This window comes from Exiguobacterium sp. BRG2, assembly GCF_031844245.1.
Taxonomy (GTDB): Bacteria; Bacillota; Bacilli; order Exiguobacteriales; family Exiguobacteriaceae; genus Exiguobacterium_A.
The window spans coordinates 86,811-111,411 of sequence record NZ_JAUZUW010000009.1 but is presented as its reverse complement, the minus strand read 5'-3'; the positions used below and the strand labels follow the sequence as shown (position 1 = coordinate 111,411).

The 24,601-nt window shown below is 46.8% G+C and carries 23 protein-coding genes and 1 riboswitch; of the genes, 11 read left to right on the top strand and 12 right to left on the bottom strand.

Annotation, left to right across the window (positions count from 1 at the left end):
* Positions 1–104 precede the first annotated feature (104 nt).
* Positions 105–746: a cyclase gene (locus tag Q9R23_RS12285; RefSeq protein ID WP_311247143.1), complete on the top strand. Its 642-nt coding sequence runs from the start codon at positions 105–107 to the stop codon at positions 744–746.
* A 37-nt stretch (positions 747–783) separates the two neighbouring features.
* Here the strand turns inward: Q9R23_RS12285 and kynB are convergent, their stop codons facing one another.
* The 4 genes from kynB to kynU are packed head-to-tail and all read right to left on the bottom strand — an operon-like array spanning position 784 to position 4,951.
* Positions 784–1,407 (bottom strand): arylformamidase, encoded by a 624-nt coding sequence (gene kynB, locus Q9R23_RS12280; protein WP_029343146.1) that lies wholly within the window; start codon positions 1,405–1,407, stop codon positions 784–786.
* Positions 1,408–1,420: 13 nt separating this feature from the next.
* Positions 1,421–2,260, bottom strand: coding sequence for a tryptophan 2,3-dioxygenase (kynA, locus tag Q9R23_RS12275; protein ID WP_311247142.1), 840 nt, complete (start codon positions 2,258–2,260; stop codon positions 1,421–1,423).
* A 23-nt stretch (positions 2,261–2,283) separates the two neighbouring features.
* A complete protein-coding gene (locus Q9R23_RS12270; RefSeq protein ID WP_311247141.1) occupies positions 2,284–3,663 on the bottom strand; it encodes an amino acid permease in 1,380 nt (459 codons plus the stop codon).
* A 10-nt stretch (positions 3,664–3,673) separates the two neighbouring features.
* Positions 3,674–4,951, bottom strand: coding sequence for a kynureninase (gene kynU / locus Q9R23_RS12265; RefSeq protein WP_214856292.1), 1,278 nt, complete (start codon positions 4,949–4,951; stop codon positions 3,674–3,676).
* Between the two features lie 108 nt (positions 4,952–5,059).
* Here kynU and Q9R23_RS12260 point away from each other — a divergent pair, with 108 nt between their 5' ends.
* From Q9R23_RS12260 to Q9R23_RS12250, 3 genes are all read left to right on the top strand, one after another.
* Complete coding sequence (locus Q9R23_RS12260) at positions 5,060–5,689, top strand: TetR/AcrR family transcriptional regulator (RefSeq protein WP_214856291.1); 630 nt, start codon at positions 5,060–5,062, stop codon at positions 5,687–5,689.
* Positions 5,690–5,738: 49 nt separating this feature from the next.
* Positions 5,739–6,191 carry a DUF4385 domain-containing protein gene (locus tag Q9R23_RS12255; RefSeq protein ID WP_075642788.1) on the top strand — a complete coding sequence of 151 codons (453 nt, stop codon included), beginning with the start codon at positions 5,739–5,741 and terminating at the stop codon, positions 6,189–6,191.
* Positions 6,192–6,258: 67 nt separating this feature from the next.
* Entirely contained in the window at positions 6,259–6,558 is a 300-nt protein-coding gene (locus Q9R23_RS12250) for a hypothetical protein (protein ID WP_214856289.1), read from the top strand.
* Between the two features lie 79 nt (positions 6,559–6,637).
* Here the strand turns inward: Q9R23_RS12250 and Q9R23_RS12245 are convergent, their stop codons facing one another.
* From Q9R23_RS12245 to Q9R23_RS12225, 5 genes are all read right to left on the bottom strand, one after another.
* Complete coding sequence (locus Q9R23_RS12245; protein WP_290782696.1) at positions 6,638–7,834, bottom strand: MFS transporter; 1,197 nt, start codon at positions 7,832–7,834, stop codon at positions 6,638–6,640.
* Positions 7,835–8,055: 221 nt separating this feature from the next.
* The gene (locus Q9R23_RS12240) at positions 8,056–8,613 is read right to left on the bottom strand and encodes a nitroreductase family protein (protein WP_311247140.1); all 558 of its coding nucleotides are present in this window, start codon (positions 8,611–8,613) and stop codon (positions 8,056–8,058) included.
* Between the two features lie 123 nt (positions 8,614–8,736).
* The gene (locus Q9R23_RS12235) at positions 8,737–9,288 is read right to left on the bottom strand and encodes a hypothetical protein (RefSeq protein WP_311247139.1); all 552 of its coding nucleotides are present in this window, start codon (positions 9,286–9,288) and stop codon (positions 8,737–8,739) included.
* A 130-nt stretch (positions 9,289–9,418) separates the two neighbouring features.
* Positions 9,419–11,110: a DHA2 family efflux MFS transporter permease subunit gene (locus Q9R23_RS12230; protein WP_311247138.1), complete on the bottom strand. Its 1,692-nt coding sequence runs from the start codon at positions 11,108–11,110 to the stop codon at positions 9,419–9,421.
* A 12-nt stretch (positions 11,111–11,122) separates the two neighbouring features.
* Entirely contained in the window at positions 11,123–11,779 is a 657-nt protein-coding gene (locus tag Q9R23_RS12225; protein WP_056064483.1) for an HlyD family secretion protein, read from the bottom strand.
* A 192-nt stretch (positions 11,780–11,971) separates the two neighbouring features.
* On the opposite strand from Q9R23_RS12225, the gene Q9R23_RS12220 reads away from it, so the two are divergent.
* The gene (locus tag Q9R23_RS12220; protein ID WP_214856276.1) at positions 11,972–12,577 is read left to right on the top strand and encodes a TetR/AcrR family transcriptional regulator; all 606 of its coding nucleotides are present in this window, start codon (positions 11,972–11,974) and stop codon (positions 12,575–12,577) included.
* Positions 12,578–12,618: 41 nt separating this feature from the next.
* On the opposite strand, the gene Q9R23_RS12215 is transcribed toward Q9R23_RS12220, so the two are convergent.
* The gene (locus tag Q9R23_RS12215) at positions 12,619–13,710 is read right to left on the bottom strand and encodes a diguanylate cyclase (RefSeq protein WP_251137971.1); all 1,092 of its coding nucleotides are present in this window, start codon (positions 13,708–13,710) and stop codon (positions 12,619–12,621) included.
* Between the two features lie 136 nt (positions 13,711–13,846).
* The gene (locus Q9R23_RS12210; protein ID WP_290748404.1) at positions 13,847–14,302 is read right to left on the bottom strand and encodes a MarR family winged helix-turn-helix transcriptional regulator; all 456 of its coding nucleotides are present in this window, start codon (positions 14,300–14,302) and stop codon (positions 13,847–13,849) included.
* 165 nt (positions 14,303–14,467) lie between these two features.
* Positions 14,468–14,656: riboswitch (Lysine riboswitch) on the top strand.
* A gap of 131 nt (positions 14,657–14,787) precedes the next feature.
* Between Q9R23_RS12210 and Q9R23_RS12205 the strand changes: the two genes are divergently transcribed.
* The 6 genes from Q9R23_RS12205 to bcaP all read left to right on the top strand — a co-directional run bounded on the left by Q9R23_RS12205 (position 14,788) and on the right by bcaP (position 22,865).
* Complete coding sequence (locus Q9R23_RS12205) at positions 14,788–16,269, top strand: amino acid permease (RefSeq protein ID WP_311247137.1); 1,482 nt, start codon at positions 14,788–14,790, stop codon at positions 16,267–16,269.
* Between the two features lie 549 nt (positions 16,270–16,818).
* The gene (locus Q9R23_RS12200; RefSeq protein WP_311247136.1) at positions 16,819–18,579 is read left to right on the top strand and encodes a solute:sodium symporter family transporter; all 1,761 of its coding nucleotides are present in this window, start codon (positions 16,819–16,821) and stop codon (positions 18,577–18,579) included.
* Positions 18,580–18,639: 60 nt separating this feature from the next.
* The gene (locus Q9R23_RS12195; RefSeq protein ID WP_035411695.1) at positions 18,640–18,822 is read left to right on the top strand and encodes a hypothetical protein; all 183 of its coding nucleotides are present in this window, start codon (positions 18,640–18,642) and stop codon (positions 18,820–18,822) included.
* A gap of 69 nt (positions 18,823–18,891) precedes the next feature.
* Entirely contained in the window at positions 18,892–19,839 is a 948-nt protein-coding gene (msrA, locus tag Q9R23_RS12190; protein WP_290756184.1) for a peptide-methionine (S)-S-oxide reductase MsrA, read from the top strand.
* Positions 19,840–19,907: 68 nt separating this feature from the next.
* Positions 19,908–21,215, top strand: coding sequence for a DUF2252 domain-containing protein (locus tag Q9R23_RS12185; RefSeq protein ID WP_311247135.1), 1,308 nt, complete (start codon positions 19,908–19,910; stop codon positions 21,213–21,215).
* A gap of 213 nt (positions 21,216–21,428) precedes the next feature.
* On the top strand, positions 21,429–22,865 hold the full coding sequence (gene bcaP, locus Q9R23_RS12180; RefSeq protein WP_035411480.1) for a branched-chain amino acid transporter BcaP: 1,437 nt from the start codon (positions 21,429–21,431) through the stop codon (positions 22,863–22,865).
* 47 nt (positions 22,866–22,912) lie between these two features.
* On the opposite strand, the gene Q9R23_RS12175 is transcribed toward bcaP, so the two are convergent.
* Complete coding sequence (locus Q9R23_RS12175) at positions 22,913–24,574, bottom strand: glycerol-3-phosphate dehydrogenase/oxidase (protein ID WP_311247134.1); 1,662 nt, start codon at positions 24,572–24,574, stop codon at positions 22,913–22,915.
* Between the last annotated feature and the right edge of the window lie 27 nt (positions 24,575–24,601).

The window sequence follows — 24,601 nt, the reverse complement described above, 5'->3', positions numbered from 1 at the left end:
ATGGTTTCTTACATCGCACTACTTCTTCAAATAAGAAAGAGTCAAAAAGACATGACAGTCCACCTCTGAAATGGTAAAGTCTAGAAAAAACGTGGAGGGGTTTCATGCATATCAAACAATCATCCATCGTCGTCGATCAGACGACCGTCTCATATGATCATTTTCAAATGGGATCCAAACAGGTCTGCTTCTTGATCTCGGGAGCATCGTACGTATACGACCATCCATACTTTTACTACACTCGAATGGCATTACTCGCGCGAGGCATCGATGTCATCTGCATTCACTATGTGACAGAAGATCTATTTTTGATGTCAGACGCTGATTCAAATGCCTGCATGACGCGCCGGGTTGACGCTGTCGTCTCAGAAGTGCTGGCGACGCATCCATACGAGAACGTTCAGTTTATCGCAAAATCGTTAGGAACGATTCCGCTTGCCGCGTTACTTGCTAAGCCGAGTCTACAGGCAGCACGCTTCGTCTTCTTAACACCTGTTCTTGAAGCCGAAGTAGTCGAACAAATCGCCACCTCGACGCAAGCTGGACTGATCGTCATTGGCACGGCCGATAAGTTTTATGATGAAGTGGCACTCGAAACGAGTCGCACCTCGCAACTGACGATTGATGTCATTGAAGGAGCAAATCATTCCCTCGATCAAGGATTCGAGGTCGATTCGTCACTTGCAGTTCTCGGACATGTCATTCGTCAGATCGAAGCCAGTTTATTCGAACCGCTACATAAGTAAAAAATCCGTCCAGCAGAGAGCCTGCTGGACGGATTTTTTAGTATGGACGAAGTAAGGCGCGAACGGGACTACCATCGCCGTCGACGAGCGGGAGCGGGACGGCATTCAAGTGATAATCACCAGGCGTGATCGCATCGAGGACGAGTCCTTCGAGGATATGGACTCCATGCTGTGCCAGTGCGTGATGGGCTGCCATTTCCTTGCTATCAATCGCATCGACGCTTGGTAAGTCAAGACCAATCAGCGAAATCCCGAGTTCTCCGAGACGTTCAGCAAGACTTGGTGTCAACACAGGAATCGTCTCTGGGAAAGTCGATTTGTCGATCCAACCATCCGTTTTGATGATCAAGCGCTGGACGTCATTTAGCTCAAAGCCATCTAAATCAGCGGCTGTGATTTCTGTACGCCCTGGTAAGTAAATGACACGCGCATGTCCGATATAGAGGTCTGGATCCAGGTCGATGATTTTTTGTCCAGCATCATCAAAATGAAACGGCGCGTCGACATGGGTACCGGTATGCAGACTCATCGTAACTTTGCCGACGTTAACGGAACCGGTGTCTGCCTTATTCCATGTCAATGTCGCTTCAAACGGTGTATCCCCCGGCCACGTCGTGACGTGACGATCAAGTGGTTGTGAAACATCAATCCATCGTGTCATCGTTTCATCCTCCTCATAATGTCGTGCGGACCGACCACAGTTCCGGGAAGAAGCGATGGTCGAGCACACGCCGTAGATAACTGACACCAGACGAACCGCCCGTTCCTGGTTTTTGTCCGATGATCCGTTCGACGGTACTCATATGGTTAAAGCGCCACATCTGCTGCTGGCTCCCGATATCCAGTAGTTTTTCACCGAGTTCATACAGATCCCAGTACCGATCGACATCACGATAGACGCTTGCCCAAGCGGCCTCGACGCTTGCATTCGGCGTCCAGTCTTGCGTGACATCACGCTCAAGGACGGACTCGTCGATCGGTAGCCCATGGCGTGCCATCGCCCGGATCGTTTCATCGTAGATGCTTGGTGCCTTCAAGTCTTCGAGCATCATCGGATAGAGTGTTTCGTCATGCGCATACACTTTTAGCATCTGCTCATTCTTGAAGCCGAGCGCGAATTCGATTTGACGATTTTGATACGACTGAAAACCGGATGAGTGACCAAGCGCATCACGGAATTCTAGATATTCAGCAGGGGTCAAGGTCGACAAAACATTCCACGATTGAATCAACTGGTGCTGAATCTTTGAGATACGTGCGAGCATCTTAAACGACGATTCGAGATCATCGTTTGCGACCGCTTGCGTCGCTGCCCGCATCTCATGCAGGATTAGCTTCATCCAGAGTTCGCTCGTTTGATGAATGATGATGAACAGCATCTCATCATGATGCCCCGATAAGCGATGTTGACTCGTGAGCAATGGATCCAGTTGCAAATAATCCCCGTAGGACATATCTTTCTTAAAATCCGTTTGAATCGATGCTTCAATAGACGTAGGATCTGTCTTTGTCATTCCCGTTCAGCCCCTTTATCATGTTAATTCAGTTTTCGTTTTTCAGCGGTCTGTGGTTGTTCCGGATGCGCTCGTTTCCAGAAGAAATAGGCGATCGATAAGAACACTAACCACGGTACACCAAACTTCAAGACGATTTGGAAATCCGTGAACCATGTCGTTAGTACGAGTGCGAATAACAACAATGCACCGAGGGCAGTCAGATAGGGATAGCCCATCATCCGAACCGGTAACGTCCGTCCACCTTCACGTTCCCAGGCTTTGCGGAAGTACAGATGGGAGATGAAAATCATGAACCATGTGAAGATCGCCCCGAACATCGAAATCCCCATCATGAACGGATAAGAGACGCTCGATTGACTGCTGATGATCGCTGCGAGAAAAATGCCGAGCGTTGATAAGGCGAGTGCGAAGAGCGGTACACCTTTTCGATTTAAACGACCAAATACTTTTGGCGCATACGTTGCCTTGGATAATGAATACATCATCCGTGTCGAAGCATACAGCTGACTGTTCATCGCAGACAGCGCTGCTGTCAGGATGATGAAGTTCATGATACCGCCTGCATATGGAATCGATAGCATCTCCATTACTTTGACGAAAGGACTTTGATCGACGCCGCCTGCTTGTTGCCACGGGACAATCATCAACATTAAAGCAATCGTGACGACATAAAACGTCGAGAGACGGAAGACCGTCGCTTTTAATGCTTTCGGTACGGCAACGTCCGGGTCCTTTGCTTCACCGGCAGTGACAGCAATCAATTCCGTTCCGAGGAAACTGAACAGGGAGATGAAGATCGCAATCCAGAGACCCGAGAAGCCGAATGGCATGAAGCCACCATCATTCGTGAAGTTTTGTGGACCGATCTCAGGGCTCGGACTACCGATGACCAAGTAAGCACCAAGCAGGATGAACAGTAAGATGGCACTAATCTTAATGACCGAGAACCAGTACTCGAAGGTTGCGAACGTATTGACTGTCGTAGCATTAATGTAAATTAACGCGGCAGCGAACATGAGAATCCAGACGACCCCGGGAACGTCCGGGAACCAGTATTTCATATAGATGGCGATCGCACTAACTTCAACGCCGATTGCGAGAACGTTTGCGATCCAGTACGAATAGCGGACGAGAAATCCCGCGTACGGACTAATGTATCGTTCGGCAATCGTACCGAACGAGCCAGATGTCGGATGGGCGACCGTCATTTCAGCCAGACAGCCCATTAAAAGTAGGACGATGAAGGCGCCGACTGCGTAACTGATCAAAACGCTCGGTCCAGCAAGCCCGATCGCAAGCCCACTTCCGAGGAAGAGACCGGTACCGATCGCGCAGCCCATTGCAATCATCGTGAGTTGGCGTGTCTTGAGTTCACGCCGTAGTTCAGTAGGTTGTTCCATGGTGTACTCCTTAAGCAACGACTTCGCGTTCATTCGCGAAACGTTCGTATTCTTTATCTTCCATGATTCGTTTAAGTGTCGCGACGACGTCATAGACATCGGTAAACGTGTTGTAGAGCGCGACGGGTGCTAGACGGACAATGTTCGGTGCCCGGAAATCGGGGATGATCCGGTTTTCCTTGAGTGCTTTACAGATCCGTGCCGCTTCCGGATGCTCGAGGCTGAGATGCGCCCCACGGCGTTTATCGTCGATTGGATTTCCGATGACGAAACCGTACGGTATGAGTTCCTGCTCGACAAGGTCCATCATGTACTGCGTCAGCGCAAGGGACTTCGTTCGGACGGCTTCAATACCGACTTCGTCAAACATCTCTAACGCACCGATTTGTGGGGCGAGACTTAAGACGTGTGGTGTTCCAATCTGGAAAGCGCCTGCGTGCGCGGCCGGTGTCATCGTGTGATCCATGTCAAACTGTTTATCCTTGCGCGAACCGAACCAGCCCGTCAGCCCGGGCAACGTTCCGAAATGACGTTCGTGGACGAATAATCCACCGACTGTTCCAGGGCCGCCGTTCAAGTGCTTGTAATTACACCAGTAAGCAAAGTCGACGCCCCAGTCATGGAAAGCGTGCGGAACGGCTCCGACGGAATGACAGCCATCAAAACCAATCAAGATACCGCGGTCGTGTGCCGCTTTCGTTAAACGCTCCATATCGAGAATCTGTCCGCTTCGGTACAGCACGGCAGGCAAGACAATCAAAGCGATATCGTCTGTCATCGCGGCAATGATATCGTCCTCATCTAAAAAGCGACCATCATGACTTGGTACTTGGACGAGATGTGTCTCTGGATCCAGTCCGCGTAAACGAAGCTGACTTTGTAAAGCATAGATGTCCGACGGGAACGTCAGCGCATCCGCTAAAATCTTATCTCGTCCTTCTGTTGGTTGGAAAAATGTCGCGACGAGTTGATGTAGATTGACGGTCGTCGAACCGGTGACCATGACTTCTTCCGCTTGTGCGCCGACAAGCGGAGCGTTGAGGACAGCGAGACGTTCTGATAATTCGAACCAAGGATGACGTCCTTTCATCCAGCCATCGATCCCGAGCTCTTTCCAGTCTGATAGCGACTCGAGCAACGTCTTCTCGGCACGCTTCGATAATAAACCGAGCGAGTTTCCGTCCATATAGATACTACCCGGTTGCAGATAAAACTCATCACGATAGGTGGACAATACATCTTGCTCGTCCCGAGCAACGGCATCGGTCCGTTTTGCTTGCAGTGTCATACGTCATCCTCCTCAAATGAATACTCAATCAATTTTGACAAAAGCGTAGCAAACAAATTGACATTGTGTCAATATTATCGAATAGAGAAAACAAAAGGAGTGAAGGACATGTCATCTTCTCAACCAGAAAAAATCGATAAACGGCATCTGCGCACAGTGCGGACACGCAAAAAACTGTTGAGTGCGGCACGTGACGTCTTCTTAGAACAAGGGTTTCAAACGTCAACGATTTCACAAGTGATCAAACAAGCTGGCGTCGGCTACGGAACAGCCTACGTGCATTTTGAAGGGAAAGATGAGTTGCTCGTCGTCCTGATGGAAGATGTCATGAGTCGTTTCCATGCGATCGCGGAACGAACATTTGAACCGACGACGTCGCTAGAGGCAAAGGAACGTATCGTGACGCAAGCTACGGATTTCTTACGTCTCGCGGAAGAAGAACGAGCGATGCTACGGATCGTCGAGCAAGCAATCGGCGTCTCTTACATCGTCCGTGCGAAATGGAAAGCGATTCGAGAACGCTTCATTGATCGGATCAGTCAGGATATCCAGTATGCGCAGGAGACAGGACTTGCGCGACAAGATGTCGACTCGAAACTCGTCGCCCGTGGTTGGTTCTTCGCGAATGAGATGTATTTATTCGAAGTCGTCCGTGAAGAAGCAACAGCGACGATTGAAGAGATCGCACACGTCTTAGCGACGATTTATACGCAAGGACTCTACCGGATCGAGGATTGATGAACGGACAGGAAGGGAACAGTTCAAAGTAGAAGGGAGCGTGACCGGGATGCCATTTGATTACGATCTCGATTTCAAGACGACGGATTTTCGCAAGGAGCCGGAAAAATACCGGGTTGGACGCGGGGAGCAAGGGGTCTTACTCGTCGAACCTTACAAAAGTGAGATTTTGCCGCATTGGCGTTTTAAGACGCCGGATATCGCGAAGGAATCGTCTGAGAAAATTTATGAGATGTATTTAGCTTATAAAGAAGACGGGGACTTCGTCGGCATGGATATGGCGCGGAAGTTCATTCAGATGGGACATACGCGCGCGCGACGTTACGCGAACTACAAGGGTGGGCGCAAATATAAAGATAAAGAGACCAAAGAATTACACACACGCGAAATCGACGAAGAAAAAGCAAAATCCGCGGCCATCTTCCAAGAAAAATGGGATTTGATCCGGGCGGACGAAGAATACCTTGAACTCAAACGTGCGCATCAAAAGCAGTACGGATAAGTCATTTCAAAATAAAGGGAATCGATTCAAACCATGCGATACTGAAAAGAAAACGGGAGGCATGAGGATGAACCGTTGGTGGATTCCGCTGTATCCGATTGGTCTATTTTTACTAGTTGATCACTTTTTCTATGATATTTCATTGATATGGCTTATCATGCTTGGTATTGTGAGCATCCTTTTAAGTATCCGTCCGAAGCGACCATCCTTTTCGTCATATCGTCCATTAATGATTGGGACGTTTTTGATCGGCTGCGGTCTGATGCCATGGTTGACGCTGGATTTTACAGGAGTCGTCTTCGTCTTCTTGTTAACAGAAATCGTTGCGAAACTGCTCGTGTCAGTAACAGAGGAACAATTCGTATGACGAATGAATAGGGATAAATGAAATAGCCTCGATTACTCTGTCTGATAGGATAGAGTAATCGAGGCTATTTTTGATTCATTTAAGAACTCTGTTCGACCTTGGCAATTAATCGTGCCTGACGTTTTTGCCAGATGAATGATCCGATGAACGTCACGACAAGGAAGATCAGACCAAGTGCGAATGGATAGAAAATGTTGACGTCATACAGTACACCGGCAAGCGTCGGTCCGAGCACGTTCCCGATACTCATGTAGGCGTTGTTCATTCCCATAGCAAAGCCTTGCTCATTACCAGCGAGTTTTGAAATCATCGTATTCAAGACGGGACGTAAAATCGATGTCGCAAGGAAGATGACGAGAGTGATCGCAAAGAATCCACCGTAACTTGATGTCAATAATGACAATAGGAAGCCGAGCGCTGCGATGAACAGGAATAGGTTCAAGACCTTTCCTTCTCCGAAACTACGAGATAACTTATCGACGATGAAGATTTGAGCAATGACACTGATGATCCCGGTCGACGTCACCATGATCGCGATGTCTTTCGGTGAAGCACCGAATTGATCATCGACGAATAGACCAAGTACTGATTCGTATGCCATGAGACCAAAGCTCATGACGAGTGTAATGACGAGCGGTACGAAGTACGGTTTTTTAAACGATGTCCCCAGTTTCTTAAGCATCGATCCTTCATCTGGTGCCATCGCTGTTGCATCGTGTTGTTCGCTTTCTTGAAGTAACAAGACGCTGAATAAGACGGCTGCACCCGAGACGATCGCTGAGATGAGCAATGGCAATTTTAAGTCATACTCGGCAAGGAATCCACCGATTCCTGGACCGATGACGATCCCGAGTGACATCGCAGCTGAGACGTAGCTGTTTCCTTTTGCACGTTGATCCATCGTCGTGATGTCCGCAACGTAAGCAAAAATCGCTGGAATCAGGAGTGCGGCACCGGCACCGCCGATTGCGCGCGAGATGTAGAGGACCGTGACAGAGTTTGAGAAATAGAAGACAAACATCGAGAGCGTCAAGCCGACCAATCCATAGATGATCATCTTACGACGACCGTATTGGTCCGCCCATTTTCCGGCAATCGGTGACATGACGAGCTGTGCTCCGGCAAAGATGGCAATCATTAATCCAGCCGCCGTCCCACCTTGTCCAATCGACGCTAAGTAAGCGGGTAGAATCGGAATGATGATCCCGAAGCTCCCGACCGCAATAAACATATTGATCATGAGGACCGTTAATTTTTTTCGTTGATCCGCGTGCAAGGGGACCCCTTCTTTCGACTCGCTTTTTGTAAGCGGTTATTTGTTTCACTTTCATTATCTTAGATTCAAGCTAAAGCGCCTGTCAATCATGAAGAATTTCTCTAACAGAAAAACGTTCCGATTGCGTCTCCATTTGGGGAGAGAGACGTCATCGGAACGTTTTTATTTTGAATTGGGGCTTGATTGGCGCGAGCAGGGGTAGCTCGCAGAATGCGCACCTCTTAAAAGTGCGTCAACTTGTCCTTCAGGGACGTTCTCGGTTTGACAGGTGGAACGAGGGCTGGCCAGCCCATTTGAATGACGCCGAGAACCCGTTCATTTTCTGAAGCATGAACGATTGAAGCATATTCTGGTGTAAACCAATGTTTTCCGCTCTTCCAGCAGCAACCAAGGCCGCGCTCTGTCGCCACCAACTGTAGATTTTGAATCATGGCAGCTGTTGCGAGTGTATCCTCTAGCTGTTGATCCGGTGTCCCTTGTACTTGACAAAGTACCGTTAAGTAAACCGGGACTTCCCGTAATTTTTGTTCAGCCTGTTGACGTTGTTCAGACGTTTTCGTCTCGAATTGACCAAGCGCTGTCAGTAACTCCATCAAAGCATCGACGTACCGAGTTTGTCCTTCTTCGATCGCGAGAACAAAACGCCAAGGTTCTCGTAGCTTATGGTTCGGGGCATACATCGCCGTTTCGAGTAATACCTCTACTAATTCGACCGGAACTGGTTGTTCCGTATAGGACCGGATGGACCGGCGTGTTTCAATCACTTGTTGAACATGCATCCGTTTCATCTCCTCACTGAGTACTTTTTCACTATAAATGATAACGATTATCATTGTCAATGTTATTTGTCAGAAAACAAAAAGACGATTTCCAAGAGGAAATCATCTTTCGTTGAATTTGTATTAAGAAGCTTTTCGTTCCTCTTCTTGAGCAACAGTCGTTAGTTTCTTTTTCATGAGACCAATCCGGTACAACGCAAATAAATAATGGGCGAAATAAATCGTGAATCCAAGGAAAAGCGTTAATGCTACATGAATCTGAACGCCAGGAACAGCATGAAGCTGAATGAAGAGCAAGACAGCCATTGCCATCGTATAGAGCACCATTTCCACCGATTGTGGCATGACGCGTTGACGTTTTAGGAAAAAGGAACGCATGAGTGGTAGGACGACGAGACTGACGAGACGATCGACCAGTCCGATGACGAGCACACTGATCACCATTGCTAAACCATTTTCAAAAGTGATTAACCGTGGAAAAACAAGATATGTGACGAGTAATAGTGGTCCAACTAACAAAAAGATTGAAATCGAGGCACGTGTGAATACGAAGAGCCCGTTGACACTTGTTAAAAAGGCGCGAAAAATCTTTTGTGACCAAGGCGATGGTCGACCGACTTGCCAAGCAAAACAACAAGCAAAGATAAACGCATAAAATTGCAGAAAGGCAACCATAAAGCATCTCCTTTAGATATGAAACTCATTGTCCCTAGTGTATCGATTTTAAGAGAGAAGTGCAAAGAAGAACTTTTCACGAAGTATAGCAAAAGACCAGCTGATATGACATCAACTGGTCCTTCATGAATCAATCCAGATTTGGTTCTTTTTTTCCGTGCAAGAAGAAGGACAGAATCAATGCGAGCGCAGATAAAACGGTCGCAATCCAGAACGCGTCAGTGATCCCTTGGATCGTTGCTTGTTTTGTCAGCATCGTAAACCAACTCGTTGAAGCAGCTTGTGAGCTACCCAGCTGTTGTCCAAGATCGTTTAAATGTTGCGAAAGCGTCGGGTCGAGCGTCGTGAACTGATTCGCATCGTCTGCCAAGTGAGCCGTCGTTTGACGGGTCATGACGGTGACGAGAATTGCCGTTCCGATGGAGCCGGCGACTTGACGAAGTGTGTTTTGGGTTGCGTTTCCGTGCGGGATCATCTTCATCGGTAAGGCATTCATTCCGGCAGTCATGATCGGCATCATGATGAATGCCATACCGAATGACCGAAGCATGTAGATGCCCATGATGGAATAATACGACGTATCCATGTTTAATTGCGTCAATTCCCATGTCCCGTACGTCATCAACGTCAAACCGAAGATAGCGAGCGGTCGAATACCGAAGCGGTCAAATAAACGACCGGCAATCGGTCCGGTGATTCCCATGATTAGTGATCCGGGCAAAAGGAGAAGACCTGAATCGACCGGTGAAAAACCGCGAATACTTTGAAGGTAAATCGGTAAAAGCAACATCCCACCGAACAACGCCATCGTGACGATGACATTGATGAAGAGGGTGAACGAAAATTCCGGAACCTTTAACACACGAATATTCAACATCGGATCTTCCATCGACAGCTCACGCATTGCAAAAGCAGCAATTCCAATTAAGCCGATGACGATCGTGCTGATGACGATCGGGCTATCCCAGCCGTCATTCCCGGCTTCACTGAATCCGTAAAGGAGACTCCCGAATCCGATCGTACTGAATAAGACGCCCAGTGCGTCGAAAGAAGGTTTCGAGAGTGGCTGCGTCAGGCGGAACCAGGTCGTACCGAGTAACAATGTCACTAATCCAAAGAACGACATCGCATAAAACATGACGTGCCAGTCATAGTTTTGGATGACATATCCTGTGATCGTAGGTCCGACAGCAGGAGCGAGAATCATAGCGATTCCTAGCATTCCCATGGCAGCGCCACGCTTATGCGGTGGGAACAATGTCATGAAGACATTTGATCCTAGTGGCATTAAGATACCAGCACCTGCCGCCTGAACGACACGCCCGATCATCATGACCGGGAAGTTCATCGCCATCGAACAGATGATTGATCCAAAGAAAAAGAGTGTCATCGAAGCGAGGAACAACTGGCGGAACGTATAACTGCGCATTAAAAAAGCACTGATCGGAATCAAGATCCCGTTGACGAGCATGAAACCTGTCGTCAACCACTGGGCAGTGGACGTCGACACGTTGAAGTCATTGATTAGAACCGGTAACGCGACATTAATCAACGTTTGGTTCAAAATAGCAATGAACATACCAATCAGTAAGACCGTCAGTACTTTCGGAATACTGACGTTTTCAGTCGATACTTGTTTTGAAGGTGCTGCGACTGGTGGTGTCACGGTCATCGTCGGTTCCGTCTCGAGGGACTCCTCAAGTGTTGGTCCGTCAGTGGCCAGTGCGATGTCGGATTGACGATTCCGGCGGGCGATCCAGTTGACGCCGATGATGATCAGAATCGTGAACGCACTATATCCGAACAAGAAGGTAGTAGACATGAACGTCCCTCCTTAATCCTTATGAATGCGGACGGTCACATTCATACCAGGTCGAATGTCTAGTGATTTTTCTTGCGAGAGTGATACTTTAACTGGAATGACTTGTGCGACTTTCGTGTAGTTCGCATTTCCGTTTGAAGAAGGCATCATCGAGAACGTCGAAGCTGTCGTCATTCCGATCTGTTCCACTTCACCAGAAAGTGTCGTGTCAGGATAGCTGTCGACATACACGTCAACGGTTTGTCCGACTTTGATTTCATCGATTTCTGTTTCTTCGATGTTCGCTGTGACCCAAAGGTCGTTTAAGTCAAAACCATAGGCAAGTGGTGTACCGGCTGCGACGAAGCCGTTCTTTGTCGCCATCGACTGAACGATCGTTGCCTTCGCAGGCATCGAAACAGAAAGATCTGTTGGTTTTTGTCCAGCTTGCGCAGTCATGATGTGACCAAGTGTTGCACCGCTGTCGAGCGATTCGCCTGTTTTAGCAGACCAGTCCGTTAATTTACCAGCGCTTGGGCTAGCAATCGTTATCATTTTGCCATCGATTTTCGCATTGTCTGTTTTGACATAGCTTGTTGCTTGATCGTAATAGTAGTATCCGACGACCCCACCACCGATCAAAACGATGAGTGTAACGATATTAATGATTAGTAATTTTTTCATACTCATGGGTGTGTTAGCATCCTTTCTTGTGTACAATCGATTCAAAAAAAGTACTCCTCTGGGGGGAGGAGTAATTAATATAGTTAATTATATGGATAGTTAGATAACAAACAACCAACAGTTTCCGACAAAATGTTGGAAAAATAAATGATAACGGATTCATTTTTAAAAAGATGATGGAAAAGGAGTGAAATGCACATGAAAGAGAGCCGTGATCCACGACCAAAACGGTCACGTGACCGTATTACGATGGAATTGTTTCGTTTACTGAAGACAAATAGCTTTTCGAGCATCACCGTCAAGATGCTGACGGATGGGGCGGGTGTGAACCGCTCGACCTTTTATGCGCACTACACAGATAAATATGATTTGCTTGACCAAATCGTTGAGGAACAGATGATGGCGCTCGAACAAGCGATTCGGATTACAGGTACAGGCACCGTATTTCCGACAGTCGAGCAGGTGAGTCATTATTTTGCTCGTTTGTTCATTCACATTGAAGAAAATGAATTATTCTATCAGACGATGCTCGTTCAAGGACCGATCAAAACGTTCATCTCTCGTTTTCTCGATACATTGAAAGAAAATTATCGCCTCGTCTTTCGATCCCAAGTCGCAGAGGATGCGACTTTCGTCGATCGGGATTTGTTACTGAACTATGTCATTGGTGGACAGTTAGGATTATTGATTTCCTGGTTACGAAACGGTCGGCCATATTCATCCGCATATATGGCGGAGCAATTGAGCCGGATGATCGTCTTTGGAACGGTTGAAAGCATCGGTTTTCCGAAAGAAACGGAATAAGGTCATAGAAAAAGACACTCCTGATAGGAAGTGTCTCGTATTCAAGCTTGTCGGAAGGCAAGTTCCTTCGTATAAATCGTACTTCGGTTTCGTCCGCTTTCTTTTGAGTAATACAACGCTTTATCTGCTTGTTGTAATACTTCTAAAGACGTATGGGAACCACTAGAATGTGCAATCCCAAGCGAAATCGTGATTTGCAGATCAGGTACGTCTGCCGTCGGGAACAGGTTGCGTGCGACCGTCATCCGAGCCAACTCTGCGATTTTTTGAGCTTCTTTAGCTGTAGTGCTTGGTAAAATGATCAAAAACTCTTCACCACCGTACCGTCCGACGAGGTCATCCGGTCGTGTTAAGGAAGCGAGTGTCATGCCGAGTTGACGTAGGACATCATCTCCGGCGTCATGACCATATGTATCATTGACGTGCTTGAAGAAGTCGATATCAATCAAGACAAGTGAATACCCTTGATCCGTTGAACCGACAAGTGACAGTGAATCATCGAGACGGCGCCGATTGGCAAGTCCGGTCAAAGCATCCGTCATCGCTAGTTTTTGTTGATACTGAATGTTTTCGAAGTGACGGCGTAATTCCGTCAGCAGTCGAAAAGCAACAAAGCCAGCTAATAGATTAAAGAAGATATAAGCGATTGAAATTTTAAAGAATGTCGACCAACTGTTTGTCAGGATATAGATGGCAGGTAACGAATAGAGAACACCAATTGACACCAATAATTGAAAATGGCGTGTCGAGACATGAACGAATCGACGTACGATTCCGATCGTCGTAATGATTAAGACGATAATCAGTGTGGACAGATAAAAACCCTCCATTTGATCGACGGGTGTCAAAAAGTAACGTGTCCCGATGATCATTATACCGGCGACGATGGCGCTCGGGAAACCACCGAATAGCATAGCGATCGCGACTGGGATGATTCGTAAATCCACACGGGCGACATCGATCTGAATGCCATTGAATATCAACAAAACTGCAATCAGACCACAGACACTTCCCAATATGAGGCGTGTACTCCAGCTGGAATTCAGCGAAATACGTGGTCGATTCCGAAATGGTAAGAATAAGAGAGTGATCGTCGTGAACAGTAGACAAAAGTTAATGATGAATTGATTCATGATGGACAACAAATCCTCCCAACTCCCCAGCTAACAGATTTCCATATATATACTCCAGTATACTCATCTAGGTAACGGTTAGACAGAGGTAAATGTTTAGATAAAACATAAAAAACGGTAGAAAATCTACCGTTTTTTATGAAGACGAAGTGAGCGTATCCTCATCCATCGTCAGTAAAATCTTATCGAAGACGCGAATCATCGTTTCCAGTTCTTCTTCTGTTAAAGTTCCGAAGCGATCTTGTAAATAGTTTCTTCGGACGACCTCGAGTTCCCGAAAAGCACGCTCTCCGTCATCCGTCAAAGCAAGGACAATCGAGCGACGATCTTCCGTCGAACGCGTCCGTGTGACATATCCTTGTTTATAGAGCTTATCCGTTAAAGCAGTGACTTGACTCGTCGCCAGCTCAAATTGTTCCGCAAGAAGTGTCGGACGCTGGGGACCGTTTTCTGAAAGACTCCGTAAGATGAAAAATTCGCTTCGGGTTGCTGTTCCTTCAAATAGTCGATTAAGTTCACGTCGCAGGGTACGAAGAATGACACGCATTTGTTCCTCGAGTCGGTAAGTCAGCAAATCACGTTCCTGTGGCATGCAAGCAGCATCCTTTCTCTCAGTGGACTTCTATCATTTAGTGTACTAAACATATCGGATTTTTACCATCTACTACCCCAGATTCAAAAAAGGCAATTGACAATTTCGTGGCGGTTTGTGTAATATGGCGTAGTAATAACTAATTTAATTCAGTTCTCACTCAACCAGTGGGATGGAGGTTGCAGTTCTTAAGAGTACGGTTATGGATGTCGTCAAGCGACAAATGAAGTGACCTGAAAGGAAGAATTGCCGAAATCAATCATCGCTTTGAAGATGATCGATTGGGATTAGGTCGAATAGGTCTAATACTGTCACAAGTCGGGTATCACTCACTTGTGGAGAGCTATCTTTCACGACGGTAGAATGAGGCGCATTCATTTTATTATGTTGCGTTCTCATCTTCCATCTGGAAGATGAGGGCGCTTTTTGTTTTTTCATTCAAAAAGTGTCCTCTCAAAAAATCTAAACAGAGAGAAGCGAACGAAATGAACAAACTAGATGTGAAACAAACAACAGATTCGACAGCCGAAGGATTAAAACGTGGATTACAAGCCCGTCACATGTCGATGATCGCCATCGGTGGGGCAATCGGAACAGGACTTTTCATCGCGTCCGGTGCTTCCGTTGCAGCAGCAGGACCAGGTGGTGCACTCCTATCGTATGCAATCGTTGGTCTGATGGTCTACTTCCTAATGACAAGTCTTGGCGAAATGGCGGCGTATATGCCTGTCGCCGGATCCTTCTCGACATACGGGACAAAATTCGTCGATCCCTCATTCGGCTTTGCCCTCGGCTGGAACTACTGGTACAACTGGGCGGTCACGATCGCAGTTGAGCTCGTTGCAGCACAAATCGTTATGACGTATTGGTTCCCGGACGTTCCTGGATTTTACTTCAGTGCCTTATTCCTTTTACTCATGATCGGCTTGAACTACTTCTCCGTTAAAGGTTTTGGGGAAGCGGAGTATTGGTTCGCCATGATTAAAGTCGTCACTGTCATCGTCTTCTTAGTCGTCGGTGTTGCGATGATTTTCGGTGTCTTTACATCGGAGCCACCAGTTGGCTTTAAAAACTTTGCTCTCGGGGATGCGCCGTTCGTCGGTGGTATTCCTGCCGTCATCGGAATCATCCTCGTTGCTGGATTCAGTTTCCAAGGAACGGAGCTAGTCGGGATTGCCGCAGGTGAATCGGAAAATCCGAAAAAAAACATTCCAAAAGCAGTCAAACAAGTCTTCTGGCGCATTTTACTCTTCTACATCCTTGCGATTTTCGTCATCGGGATGCTCATTCCGTATACGAGCCCGAACTTGGTTTCCAATGACATCACGGACATTGCCGTTAGTCCGTTTACGCTCGTCTTTGAAAAAGCAGGTCTTGCGTTCTCGGCAGCACTCATGAACGCCGTCATCTTGACATCTGTTCTATCTGCCGGTAACTCAGGTATGTATGCTTCCACACGGATGCTGTATACACTTGCTCGTCAAGGAGATGCACCAAAGTTCTTTGCAAAAGTGTCGAAAAATGGGGTACCGCGTAACGCCTTGCTTGCAACAGGAGCAATCGGTGCACTCTGTTTCTTAACATCGATGTTTGGTGGACAAGTCTATCTGTGGTTACTCAATGCTTCAGGTATGACAGGATTCATCGCGTGGCTCGGAATTGCGATCAGTCACTATCGTTTCCGTAAAGGATTCCTTGCACAAGGTCATTCGTTGAAAGATTTACCTTACGTTGCACCAGCGTTCCCGTTCGGTCCGCTGTTTGCATTCGGTCTTTGTTTCCTTGTCATCGTTGGTCAAAACTATGCAGCATTCCTTGCTGATCAAATTGATTGGGTCGGGATTGCCGCGACATATGTCGGAATTCCGTTGTTCCTTGCCTTCTGGTTAGGACACAAATTTAAAAACCGGACGTCGATTGTTCGTTACGAAGAGATGGACTTCCCAGAACATCCACGTCAATCATAATGTGTGAACCACCTTCTATAAATGAAGGTAATTGAGATTGAAGACAAAGTGCAATTTTTCTCTGATGAGTCTGATGAGGAAGATTGCGCTTTTTTGTTCGTTTCGAATCGTTTTCCTGGGACAAGCATCGCGCCGCTTCGCTTCGCTGCAGGGTCGCTCTTGCTTGTTTTTCCCTAGGAAGCGATGTCGAGTGAACAAAACGCTTCTCTGATTCTCTTTCCGGGTATAAAGAAGAATGACACGTTACACGCCACTCCTACAGGAAAAAGCGCAATTTTGCGCTGTCAGAGACAAACAAGACCCGTTTTCCTGCTCGAATAGAGCGGGAAAACTGGCTTGTGTCTCGCCTGAGGAAAGGGCGTGAAGACGAGTCATTTTTGAGTCAGCCCATTTTTCTGCAATCGGAACCACCTTCTATAAATGAAGGTGGTTTTTTATTCCTTTAAATAAAAACGTTTTCTAAAATATAGTTTTGAAAAAGTATAAAAAAGGAATCAATGAATACATATTCATAAAAGGAAAATATAAATAAAGAATAGGGGGAGACGCATGACTACATCTGAATTATTTTTCACATTAGGTTCTGCAGCGTTTTTCATGTTGCTCGTTGCCTACATATCCTACCGATTGACGCGTGGGAAAACACAAGGCGTCGATGAATACTTCTTAGCAGGGCGAGGATTAAGCGGTGTGTTCATTGCCGGTTCGCTACTGCTGACGAATTTGTCGGCAGAACAGTTGATTGGATTAAACGGACAATCCTTCATGGGAAATATGTCGAGTATGGCGTGGGAAGTCACGGCGGGATTTGCTGCGATCATCATGGCTATCTATCTGCTTCCGAAGTTTCTCGGGCTTGGCATCTCGACATTACCAGAATACTTAAGTCACCGGTATGATGAGACGGTGCGCCGGATGACAGTCTTACTCTTTTTGCTTGGATATATGTGCGTCACGATTCCTTCGATGCTTTATTCAGGTGGGATTGCTGTCTTGCAGCTGTTCGATGTTCCGGAATTATTTGGTCTCAGTTATACGCAATCCCTTTGGTTAGTTGTATGGGTCGTCGGGATCATTGGAGCAATTTATGCGATTTTTGGAGGACTCCGTGCGGTGGCTGTCTCCGATACGCTGAATGGGATCGGACTCGTCTTCGTTGGATTCCTAGTTCCGGTGCTTGGCTTTATTGCGCTTGGTGACGGGAATCTCCTTCAAGGGATGAAGACGATTGCGACTGTACAACCGGAGAAGCTGAACGCAATCGGAAGCTCAACCGATGCCGTTCCGTTCTTCTCGATATTTACGGGAATCTTATTCGCGAATTTATTCTATTGGTCACTAAATCAATATGTCATTCAGCGTGTGCTCGGCGCAAAGGATTTAAAAGAAGGTCAAAAAGGAGTCTTAATGACAGGATTTTTGAAGTTGTTAGTTCCAGTCTTCATGCTGATTCCTGGAATCATTGCTTATCACTTGTATGGAAATACATTGACGAGCGGTGATTTATCCTATCCTCGACTCATCACGGAGTTACTGCCGGTCTCGCTGATGGGATTTTTCTTGGCTGTCTTACTCGGGGCCGTCTTCAGTTCCTTTAACTCTTTGCTAAATAGTATTGCGACACTTTTCGTCCTCGATATCTATCAGCCGGTGTTTGCGAAAGAGGCGAGTGATGAACATTTGATTCGTGTCAGTAAATGGTTCGGAACGATCGTTGCCTTGATCTCTTTCGTCATCGCACCATTCTTGATGTACGCGCCGGACGGCTTATGGAGTTTAATCCGGCAATTCACAGGGTTTTTCAACATTCCGATTCTCGTTATCGTATTAATGGGGATTTTCATGAAACGAATTCCGGCGATTGCAGCGAAAATCGTCATCGTCTTTCACGTGTTCGCGTATTACTTATTCGTCTTCGGTTTTAAACAACTGTTCGGCTGGGATCATGGCATCAGCTATATTCATGGGTACGGTATTTTACTCGTGATAGAAGTGTTATTCATGGTATTCATGGGATATCGTTATCCGGACGCTCAGTCAAGAAAGGTCAATCGACGACAGTCTGTCGAGCTCACTCCATGGAAGTTCGCGATTCCAGTCTCGATCCTATTATGTACATCCATCATTTGGACGTACGTTTTGTTCTCAAAGATCGGACTGGCTTCGACAGCAGGTATCGTGTCGATGTGGTTCTGGCCGGTTACGTTAGGACTTGCCATCGCAACGATTGTATTATGGCGTGTGTCGCTAAATGCTTGGGAAACGAAGTACCGGATCTATCTCGAAGAAGAGTACCGTCAAGCTGAATAATCCTCTCGCAGAAGGCATGACATATCGGGTAAGATGAAAGAAAAACAGGAGGCGATCTTTGTGAATTACTGGTACCACTTTAAGCGTGCCTTCTTACCGATCGCATTATTGCTTGTGACGCTTGCCTTATATCAAATGATCTATCGCTTGAATAACATCTGGTATTCGCTTGGAGGACTGCTTCTTGTCTTTGCGGCGATCTACTTCGTCATGCGTCGCCTAAAAACGAACCCAGAGGATTGAATGAGCAGGAAAGTCGAGTCCATTCTCTGAACGCGGTAAAATAGAGACATACAGAGGAGGGGAAGATAGATGGCAAAAGCAATATTTGCAGGTGGTTGTTTCTGGTGCATGGTCAAGCCATTCCATAAATATGATGGGGTAGAGCAGGTCATTTCAGGATATACCGGTGGTCATACAGAGAACCCAACTTATAAAGAGGTCTGTTCGGAAACGACAGGTCACTTGGAGGCGGTTGAAGTCACGTACGATCCGTCCGTCATTACGTACGAAGAATTACTCGATATCTTCTGGCGTCAAATCGATCCGACAGATGGCGGAGGTCAATTCAATGACCGTGGCGAATCGTACCAACCGGCTATCTTTTATGTCGATGAAGCACAGCGTGAAGCAGCTGAACGTTCGAAAGCTGCGCTTGACGCATCAGGACGCTTCTCGCGACCAGTCGCGGTAGAGATTCGTCCAGAAAAGCCGTTTTGGCCAGCTGAAGAATATCACCAAGATTATTATAAAAAGAATCCGTTCCGTTATCAGATGTATAGTGTCGGCTCCGGTCGCGCGAAATTCATCAAGGAAGCGTGGAAGGATCACGGTAAGGAAAAAGAATTAAAAGAGCGCCTGACACCGATTCAGTATAAAGTCACACAAGAGAACGGGACGGAACCTGCTTTTCGTAACGAATACTGGGATGAGGAACGTCCAGGTCTTTATGTCGATATCGTCGATGGTACACCACTCTTCACATCAAAAGATAAATTCCAGTCAAACTGTGGTTGGCCGAGCTTCGCTAAACCGATCTCAGAAGACAAGATGGAAGTCGAACTCGACACGAGTCATGGGATGACGCGGACGGAAGTACGTTCTGCGAATGCAGATAGTCATCTTGGTCACATTTTCGATGATGGTCCGACAGAGCTTGGTGGTCTACGCTATTGTATCAACTCAGCAGCGTTACGATTTATTCCGGTAGAAGAGCTTGATTCGGCAGGATACGGGGAATATAAAAAACATTTCGAGTAACACGTAGGGAGCAGTCAAACGATTTCGTTTTGACTGCTCTTTTTTTCAAATGGAAAGGAGAGGATCAGATGTTTCAGTCCGTGTATGAAGAGATTCGACAGATGACGATTGCAAAGGTACTTGATTTCTATGATCATGAAATCCGTCAGCTTGATGAGAAAGCACGTCAGGAGAAATACGACAAGATGAGTTTGAGTCCATTTCGTTTTTTTCGGGGGAGTTCGCATCTTTTTTATTACGATGTGACCCGGATTCCGCTTGGTTTTGACACACCTCGTGATAAGCCAACTTGGATCCAAGGTGATCTTCACTTTGAGAACTTCGGTGTCCATGGCAATGCAAAAGGAGAAATTATCTACGACGTCAACGACTTTGATGAAGGATACTTAGGATCGTATTTATACGATTTGATTCGCATGGCAGTCTCTGTCCGGTTGTTCGCTGAAGAGGCAGGATATGATTCAGTCCCTGCAATTCGTAATTATGTTCTTGAATACTTACATGATTTAAAAAAGTATGCACTTGGAAAAGATCCAAGTGATGTCTGTTTTACACGGGACAATACAAAAGGACCAATCAAGAAGTTAATCAAAAAAGCAGAAAAAAAACGTGAAGAATTAATGGGGGAGCGAACGGAACTGGTAGATGGCGTGAGACGATTTTGTACACTCCCGGATATGGAAGTAGTAGATGACGCGACACGAGCAGCAATTGAGTCTGCTTGGTCTTCCTATATCGAGACAATCGACGCCGAGGATCGCCATGAGGAATCGTTCTATACGATCAAGGATATCGTTCGTAAGCTAGACAGCGGAACAGCATCCATTGGTCTCGAGCGCTATTACATCTTGATTGAGGGCGAAGGGGGAGAAGAAGATTTGATTCTTGAGATGAAACAAGCGCAAACGTCTGTCCCTTCGTTATTTCTGCCCGTTTATCGTCCAGAAGCAGAAACCGTTCATCAAGGGAGAAGGGTCATCACGTCGCAAAAGGCGATGCAGGCACATGAAGATCCATATCTTGGTTATCTGACGATTGAAAAAAAGGAATATTATGTACGCGAGCGCTCACCGTACAAGAAAAAACTAAAGGCGAAGCATATAAAAAGTCAGGAAGACCTTGAGAACGTGTTATGTATTCAAGGTCAAATTACCGCGAAAATCCATGCGCGGGCAGATCAAGATGCGGGAATTCAAGAAAAAATATTAACCCATCATGCGGATGTTGAAATCATTCGAGCTATCGGTGTTTCCGATACCGCTTTTTTGGAGCAGATCGAGCGTTGGTCAGAAGCTTATGTCATGCGAACAAAGCTGGATTACCAAGTGTTTTTAGAATGGATGAAGACGCGGAAAACGACTCAAAATATGGACTGAAAAAGGAGGAAAATATCGGTATGTAACAGATGTTACATACCGATATTTTTGAAGTGATTTTTATTCTTTAACAGATGAAAGCGTCAAGCAAAAAACAAATAGGTATAATGACCTATATCAATTTATCTGAAAACTTCGTAAATTTTTGATTAAGTTCTTACGGACGACTCGCTTCGTAAGACAAATCACAACGGATATAGGGGGAAGTACATCATGAGTTTGACGCGGAAAAAAGATGTTTCCGCTATGATTGCTGCAAGTAAACGCAACAGTGGACTTGCTCGAAATCTTGGCGCGATGGATTTAACGTTTTTAGGAATTGGCGCCATCATCGGTACCGGAATCTTCGTTTTGACGGGAACAGGAGCGTTGACTGCAGGACCAGGACTTATCGTATCATTCATTCTATCTGCCATCGCCTGTGGTCTAGCTGCTCTTGCTTACGCTGAATTTGCATCAACGATTCCGGTCAGTGGATCCGTCTATACGTATACGTATGCAACGATGGGAGAGATCTTTGCTTGGATCATCGGTTGGAACTTGATCCTCGAATATGGACTCGCCTCCAGTGCCGTAGCAGCCGGTTGGTCAGGTTATTTCCAGTCCTTACTCGCAGGATTCAATATCCATGTGCCAACAGCTCTCTCAGCAGCTCCAGGAGCAGTAGAAGGAGCCAAGACATACTTCAACCTTCCAGCCTTCCTGATCCTCTTTGCCATTACGGCATTGTTGTCGATGGGAATCAAGGAAACGAAACGTGTCAACAACATCATGGTTGTCATCAAATTAGCAGTCGTCGTGTTGTTCATCGTCGTCGGTGTTGGCTACGTTGAACCATCAAACTGGACACCATTCACTCCATTTGGTTGGGGAGGCGTCTTCTCGGGTGCTGCGATCGTCTTCTTCGCGTACATCGGTTTTGATGCTGTTACATCAGCAGCGGAAGAAGTTCGTGATCCGCAAAAGAACTTACCACGTGGTATCATCGGTTCACTTGCTGTCTGTACAATCCTTTACGTCATCGTCGCAGCCATCATGACAGGGATCGTCCCTTACAAACAATTCGCTGGTATCGATCACCCGGTCTCACTTGCGATTCAAATGGCAGGTCAAAACTGGGTCGCTGGTTTCATCGATCTCGGTGCGATTCTCGGGATCACAACGGTTATTCTCGTCATGACATACGGAATGGTGCGTCTCGCGTTTGCGATTTCGCGTGACGGAATGTTCCCTAAAGTATTCTCCGAAGTGCATCCGAAATATCAAACACCATTCAAGGCAACTTGGATGATCGGACTTGGTAGTTCACTCGTCGCTGGATTCGTTCCACTCGATGTCATCGCGAACCTCGTCAACATGGGTACACTCGCAGCATTCGTCTTAATCTCTGTCGCTGTCTTGATTCTTCGTAAGACACAGCCGGATCTCCCACGTGCATTCAAATGTCCGGGTATGCCATATGTGCCAATCGCAGCAATCGCTGCATGTCTCTTCTTGATGTTCAACTTGAAACTCGAGACATGGATTGCTTTCGGAATCTGGCTTGCAATCGGTTTAGTGCTTTACTTTACGTTTGCGCGTAAGCGTTCGAATCTACACCCAGGAAACATGCCGGCAGCGGAACTTGCTGCTTCAAAAGAAGAAGAGTAAACACATCAAAAGACCAGGTCGCCTTCAGGCGATCGGGTCTTCTTGTGTTAGGAAAGTGGAACAGGACCTTTGACGCGAACCGCGTCAAATTCACGACGAATGCTTTCATTGGCTTTCGCTTCATCTTCTGCCGACCAGCCGAGTTCACTACGCATCAGGGCAAGAACACCGTCTGCGTATTGTTCAGCATGAGGGAAATCAAAGAAGACGGCTGAAGCACGACGGTTCAAGAAGTCACCGGGTTGCATGACGAGCTCTGCTTCTAGACCATACAGAAGGGCACCGAACCAGTGTAACGGTAATTGATAACGAGCGGCTTCGTCACCGCGTGTCCGAATCAATTCAAAGACACGCTCGACATTCGTACCGTAGCGCTGGATGAGCCATGTCGTCTCATTCGGTGACAACCCAAGTGCTTCGCCTTTTGGTTGTTGTTCCTTCATGTAACGCGCGAATCCTTTACTTCCTTGTGGATGACCACCACCAAGCAAGATATCGTGCGTACGGGAAGCAAGATAAATTCGATTTTCTTCTGTCTTGAATTGCTCCGCGACCATATCGATGATTCGTTCCGCCATTTTCCGGTACCCAGTCAACTTACCACCGGCGATTGACATCAGACCGGATTTCGAAATGAAGATTTCGTCTTTTCGGGACAGTTCACTTGGATCTTTTCCATCTTCATGAATGAGTGGACGTAGTCCAGACCACGTTGATTCGACATGCTCAGGTCGTAACTCGACGTTGAACATTTGATTCGTCGCCTCTAGGATGTAATCCTGATCCTCGACGGTGACACCAGGCTCAAGAATATCTCCTTTATAGTTCGTATCCGTTGTTCCGACATACGTTTTCCCTTCACGTGGAATCGCAAAGATCATCCGACCGTCTGGAACATCGAAGTAAACGGCTTGTTGCAACGGGAAATGTACTTGATCGATGACGAGATGAATCCCTTTTGTCAGGTGTAAAGACTTTCCAGATTTCGAACCGTCTTTTTCGCGCAGTTCATCGACCCAAGGACCCGTCGCATTAATGATCTTCTTCGCCCGAATCGTATACGTTTTGCCACTTAAGACGTCACGGACTTCGACACCAACGACTTTTCCGTTGTGGTAGACAAGCGATTCCGCTTTCGTATAATTGACGGCACGTCCGCCGTAACCGATGGCTGCTTTTAAGACTTCGACCGTCAGTCGAGCATCATCCGTTTTATATTCGACATACCGACCACCGCCGACTAAATGCTCTGAGCGTAACAGTGGTTCGTAACGTAATGTTTCTTCTTTGCTAAGCATCGTCCGACGTTCATGGCGTTTGACACCAGCGAGTTGATCATAGACACGTAAGCCGATCGAGGTCGAGAAGCTACCGAATGTACCACCTTCGACAAGTGGAAGCATCATCCACTCCGGTGTCGTCACATGCGGTGCGTTCTCATACACGATGGCACGTTCTTTCCCGACTTCGGCGACGAGTTTAATCTCGAATTGCTTCAGATAACGCAATCCACCATGGACAAGTTTCGTCGATCGGCTCGATGTCCCTTCGGCGAAGTCCTGCATTTCAATCAAGCCTGTTCGCATGCCGCGACTTTGTGCGTCAAGCAGAATACCAGCTCCCGTGATACCGCCCCCGATGACGAGAACGTCTAGAAGTTCTTGTCCCATCTCTTCTAACCATGCTGTCCGTTCCGTACTTGAAAACATCTTGTCTTCCCCCTGTTCGTCTGAAAT